We start from the raw sequence: 5635 nt of genomic DNA, 5'->3' as shown, positions 1-5635 counted from the left end.
GCCGGTATTTGTTGTCGGGCTCTTTGACATTGTAGGTTAGATGAAGGGACATGCGGGCGGCGGCTTGGCGGTTGTTCTGGGCATTCAAGGTGCTCGGGGATCGTTAATAAGCAATAAGCCAGTTCGTATGTCTCGTTACATATCCACTAAGAATATGTGATGTGCAGGAATTGGCTCCTTGAAGTGAGCGGTTTTTGTCTGGTCATTCCACCGGGCAAAGATCGAGCATCAAACTTGAGAGTTTGATCCTGGCTCAGAACGAACGCTGGCGGCATGCCTAACACATGCAAGTCGAACGAGGCCCTTCGGGGTTTAGTGGCGCACGGGTGCGTAACGCGTGGGAATCTGCCCTTTGGTTCGGAATAACAGCTGGAAACGGCTGCTAATACCGGATGATGACGAAAGTCCAAAGATTTATCGCCAGAGGATGAGCCCGCGTTGGATTAGGTAGTTGGTGGGGTAAAGGCCTACCAAGCCGACGATCCATAGCTGGTCTGAGAGGATGATCAGCCACACTGGGACTGAGACACGGCCCAGACTCCTACGGGAGGCAGCAGTGGGGAATATTGGACAATGGGCGAAAGCCTGATCCAGCAATGCCGCGTGAGTGATGAAGGCCCTAGGGTTGTAAAGCTCTTTTACCCGGGAAGATAATGACTGTACCGGGAGAATAAGCCCCGGCTAACTCCGTGCCAGCAGCCGCGGTAATACGGAGGGGGCTAGCGTTGTTCGGAATTACTGGGCGTAAAGCGCACGTAGGCGGCTTTGTAAGTCAGAGGTGAAAGCCTGGAGCTCAACTCCAGAACTGCCTTTGAGACTGCATCGCTTGAATCCAGGAGAGGTCAGTGGAATTCCGAGTGTAGAGGTGAAATTCGTAGATATTCGGAAGAACACCAGTGGCGAAGGCGGCTGACTGGACTGGTATTGACGCTGAGGTGCGAAAGCGTGGGGAGCAAACAGGATTAGATACCCTGGTAGTCCACGCCGTAAACGATGATAACTAGCTGTCCGGGCACTTGGTGCTTGGGTGGCGCAGCTAACGCATTAAGTTATCCGCCTGGGGAGTACGGCCGCAAGGTTAAAACTCAAAGGAATTGACGGGGGCCTGCACAAGCGGTGGAGCATGTGGTTTAATTCGAAGCAACGCGCAGAACCTTACCAGCGTTTGACATGTCCGGACGACTGGCAGAGATGCCTTTCTTCCCTTCGGGGACTGGAACACAGGTGCTGCATGGCTGTCGTCAGCTCGTGTCGTGAGATGTTGGGTTAAGTCCCGCAACGAGCGCAACCCTCGCCTTTAGTTACCATCATTTGGTTGGGTACTCTAAAGGAACCGCCGGTGATAAGCCGGAGGAAGGTGGGGATGACGTCAAGTCCTCATGGCCCTTACGCGCTGGGCTACACACGTGCTACAATGGCAACTACAGTGGGCAGCGACCCTGCGAGGGCGAGCTAATCCCCAAAAGTTGTCTCAGTTCGGATTGTTCTCTGCAACTCGAGAGCATGAAGGCGGAATCGCTAGTAATCGCGGATCAGCATGCCGCGGTGAATACGTTCCCAGGCCTTGTACACACCGCCCGTCACACCATGGGAGTTGGATTCACCCGAAGGCGTTGCGCCAACCCGTAAGGGAAGCAGGCGACCACGGTGGGTTCAGCGACTGGGGTGAAGTCGTAACAAGGTAGCCGTAGGGGAACCTGCGGCTGGATCACCTCCTTTCTAAGGAAACGTGGCGGAAAGCGTCGAGCTTCGGTTCGAAAGAGCTTCCTCCCATTCCAAAGACATTCCAATCCGCCGTCCTCATGTCCCTTCATCCTAGGTTACTTCCCTGACGGGGAGTATAGCTTGAGCTGGCTTACCGCCTCGCGGCCTTATGGCCGGTGAGTGCAGGGGGCCGGTAGCTCAGGTGGTTAGAGCGCACGCCTGATAAGCGTGAGGTCGTAGGTTCAACTCCTACTCGGCCCACCACTGCGCAGGCAGCGAGACGAAATAGCGCAAGCTATTTCGCACGCAGCCCAGCACGGCCAGCGCAACATAGCGCGCCATAAGGCGCAGCTTTGCTGCGACTGACGGCGTGCGGAGAGTGAGGGGCTTTAGCTCAGCTGGGAGAGCGGTTGCTTTGCAAGCATCAGGTCATCGGTTCGATCCCGATAAGCTCCACCACTCTTATCCAAGCCATAACCTAGAGATGAAGACACCAGTTCCGCTGTGCGAGCAGCGGTTGCGAACGCCTAGGAGCGTTCATCTTTGACATTGTGAATGGGTTTTTAAAATCGATGCCGTGAAGGTGTCGGCTTTGAAAGTGAGGCGAGGCCGTAAGGCCAAGTCAAACGGACAGGCTGGCAATTCACAATATCTGGCTGAGTATTTAATGACCACACCGATAAGCTACCCAATGCTGCTCTGCCGAGTCGGCTTTGTCGTGAGACAAGCCCAGCGTTGATGGTGGTGGTGTGGGCTCTCAAGCGTGAGGTAAGGGCAATTCGTGGATGCCTTGGCATGTACAGGCGATGAAGGACGTGGCACGCTGCGATAAGCGTCGGTGAGGTGTGAGCAACCTTTGACCCGACGATTTCCGAATGGGGAAACCCACCTATCCGTTTAATCTTGCACGTCAGCGATGGCGTTCAGGGTTAGGCGGTTCAGGTATCTCTTAACTGAATACATAGGTTTCGAGAAGCGAACCCGGTGAACTGAAACATCTCAGTAGCTGGAGGAAAAGACATCAACCGAGATTCCGTTAGTAGTGGCGAGCGAACGCGGACCAGGCCAGTGCCTTTCATTCAAGTAGCAGAACACTCTGGAAAGTGTGGCCATAGCGGGTGACAGCCCCGTATGCGAAACTGATGTGAAAGGACTCGAGTAGGGCGGGACACGTGTAATCCTGTCTGAACATGGGGGGACCACCCTCCAAGCCTAAATACTCGTACATGACCGATAGCGAACTAGTACCGTGAGGGAAAGGTGAAAAGCACCCCGATGAGGGGAGTGAAACAGTACCTGAAACGGATTGCCTACAAGCAGTAGGAGCCTCTTTATGGGGTGACTGCGTACCTCTTGCATAATGGGTCTGTGACTTAATGTTTCAAGCAAGCTTAAGCCGATAGGTGTAGGCGCAGCGAAAGCGAGTCTGAATAGGGCGACATAGTTTGAAGTATTAGACCCGAAACCCGGCGATCTATGCATGACCAGGATGAAGGTGCGGTAACACGCACTGGAGGTCCGAACCGATTAACGTTGAAAAGTTACCGGATGAGTTGTGCTTAGGGGTGAAAGGCCAATCAAGCCGGGAAATAGCTGGTTCTCCGCGAAAACTATTGAGGTAGTGCCTCGAGCGGACACCATAGGGGGTAGAGCACTGGATGGTTGCGGGGGTCGCGAGATCTACCAATACTAACCAAACTCCGAATACCTATGAGTGATACTCGGGAGACAGACGGCGGGTGCTAAGGTCCGTCGTCAAAAGGGAAACAGCCCTGACCTACAGCTAAGGTCCCCAAGTCGTGTCTAAGTGGGAAAGCATGTGGAAATCCCAAAACAACCAGGAGGTTGGCTTAGAAGCAGCCATCCTTTAAAGAAAGCGTAACAGCTCACTGGTCTAAACAAGGGTTTCTGCGGCGAAGATGTAACGGGGCTCAAGACACGCACCGAAGCTTAGGGTGTACACTTTCGTGTACGCGGTAGCGGAGCGTTCCGTAAGCCTGCGAAGCGATCTGGTAATGGGTCGTGGAGGTATCGGAAGTGCGAATGCAGACATGAGTAGCGATAAAGAGGGTGAGATGCCCTCTCGCCGAAAGACCAAGGGTTCCTGCGCAAGGCTAATCCGCGCAGGGTGAGCCGGCCCCTAAGACGAGCCCGAAGGGGGTAGTCGATGGGAACCACGTTAATATTCGTGGGCCTGGTGGTGTGTGACGGATGGTGTGTGTTGTCTGACCTTATCGGATTGGTCAGGCTTCGAAACTGTCCCGGGAAATAGCCCCACCGTATAGACCGTACCCGAAACCGACACAGGTGGTCAGGTAGAGTATACCAAGGCGCTTGAGAGAAGTGTCCTGAAGGAACTCGGCAAATTGCCTCCGTACCTTCGGAAGAAGGAGGCCCCATGTAAGCGCAAGCTCTCATGGGGGGCACAGGCCAGGGGGTAGCGACTGTTTAGCAAAAACACAGGGCTCTGCTAAGTCGGCTTCAAGACGACGTATAGGGCCTGACGCCTGCCCGGTGCCTGAAGGTTAAGTGGAGGAGTGCAAGCTCTGAAATGAAGCCCAGGTAAACGGCGGCCGTAACTATAACGGTCCTAAGGTAGCGAAATTCCTTGTCGGGTAAGTTCCGACCTGCACGAATGGCGTAACGACTTCCCCACTGTCTCCAGGACATGCTCAGCGAAATTGAATTCTCCGTGAAGATGCGGAGTACCCGCGGTTAGACGGAAAGACCCCGTGCACCTTTACTGCAGCTTCAGAGTGGCATTGGACAAGAACTGTGTAGCATAGGTGGGAGGCTTTGAAGCATTGGCGCCAGCCGATGTGGAGCCATAGGTGAAATACCACCCTGTTGTTGTTTAATGTCTAACCTCGTACCGTGAAACCGGTACAGGGACCCTCTGTGGCGGGTAGTTTGACTGGGGCGGTCGCCTCCTAAAGAGTAACGGAGGCGCGCGAAGGTTGGCTCAGGCCGGTTGGAAACCGGCTGTTAGAGTGCAATGGCATAAGCCAGCCTGACTGCGAGACTGACAAGTCGAGCAGAGACGAAAGTCGGTCATAGTGATCCGGTGGTCCCTCGTGGAAGGGCCATCGCTCAACGGATAAAAGGTACGCCGGGGATAACAGGCTGATAACCCCCAAGAGCTCATATCGACGGGGTTGTTTGGCACCTCGATGTCGGCTCATCACATCCTGGGGCTGGAGCAGGTCCCAAGGGTTTGGCTGTTCGCCAATTAAAGTGGTACGTGAGCTGGGTTCAGAACGTCGCGAGACAGTTTGGTCCCTATCTGCCGTGGGCGTCGAAATTTGAGAGGAGTTGACCCTAGTACGAGAGGACCGGGTTGAACGTACCTCTGGTGTACCTGTCGTCGTGCCAACGGCGCAGCAGGGTAGCTATGTACGGACGGGATAACCGCTGAAAGCATCTAAGCGGGAAGCCTCCCTCAAGATAAGATTTCTCAGGACGGTCGAAGACCACGACCTCGATAGATCGGATGTGGAAGTGCGGTAACGCATGGAGCTAACCGATACTAATTGTCCTATTCGCGCTTGAGAGCTCCACACCCCCACCATCAGCCCTGGGCTAGATGGCAGGGTGCGGTCATCATACAAGCCAGTGCACGCATCGATTTTATACCCATCACCCTCGAGCCAACCCTCGAGGGTCAGTATTCGCGGACTCTATTGCCTGGTGGCCATAGCGTCGGTGTCCCACCCGATCCCATCCCGAACTCGGCCGTGAAACCCGACTGCGCCAATGGTACTACTGCTCAAGCAGTGGAAGAGTAGGGCGTCGCCAGGCATTACAGCCCGCGAATACAAAAACCCATTCACTTGTCTCACCACCTTCCACAGCGTCGCGGGGTGGAGCAGCCCGGTAGCTCGTCAGGCTCATAACCTGAAGGCCGCAGGTTCAAATCCTGCCCCCGCAACCA

3 tRNA genes and 3 rRNA genes are annotated in these 5635 nt (G+C 54.8%); all 6 read left to right on the top strand.

The annotated features are described in order from the left end of the window. The first annotated feature begins 230 nt into the window (after positions 1 to 230). Positions 231 to 1719 (top strand): 16S ribosomal RNA (locus GGQ89_RS19555). 172 nt (positions 1720 to 1891) lie between these two features. Next, positions 1892 to 1968 (top strand) — tRNA-Ile (locus tag GGQ89_RS19550). Between the two features lie 119 nt (positions 1969 to 2087). Beyond that, a tRNA-Ala gene (locus GGQ89_RS19545) sits at positions 2088 to 2163 on the top strand. Positions 2164 to 2462: 299 nt separating this feature from the next. Further along, positions 2463 to 5254: ribosomal RNA gene (locus GGQ89_RS19540) — 23S ribosomal RNA — on the top strand. 133 nt (positions 5255 to 5387) lie between these two features. Beyond that, positions 5388 to 5502 (top strand): 5S ribosomal RNA (gene rrf, locus GGQ89_RS19535). The 16S, 23S and 5S rRNA genes sit together here with 3 tRNA genes alongside, the layout of an rRNA operon. Positions 5503 to 5558: 56 nt before the next feature. Beyond that, positions 5559 to 5635 (top strand) — tRNA-Met (locus tag GGQ89_RS19530).

The organism is Sphingomonas yabuuchiae, from assembly GCF_014199595.1.
GTDB lineage: Bacteria > Pseudomonadota > Alphaproteobacteria > Sphingomonadales > Sphingomonadaceae > Sphingomonas > Sphingomonas yabuuchiae.
Note: the sequence above shows the minus strand (reverse complement) of the source record. Positions and strands in the feature narration are given on the sequence as shown.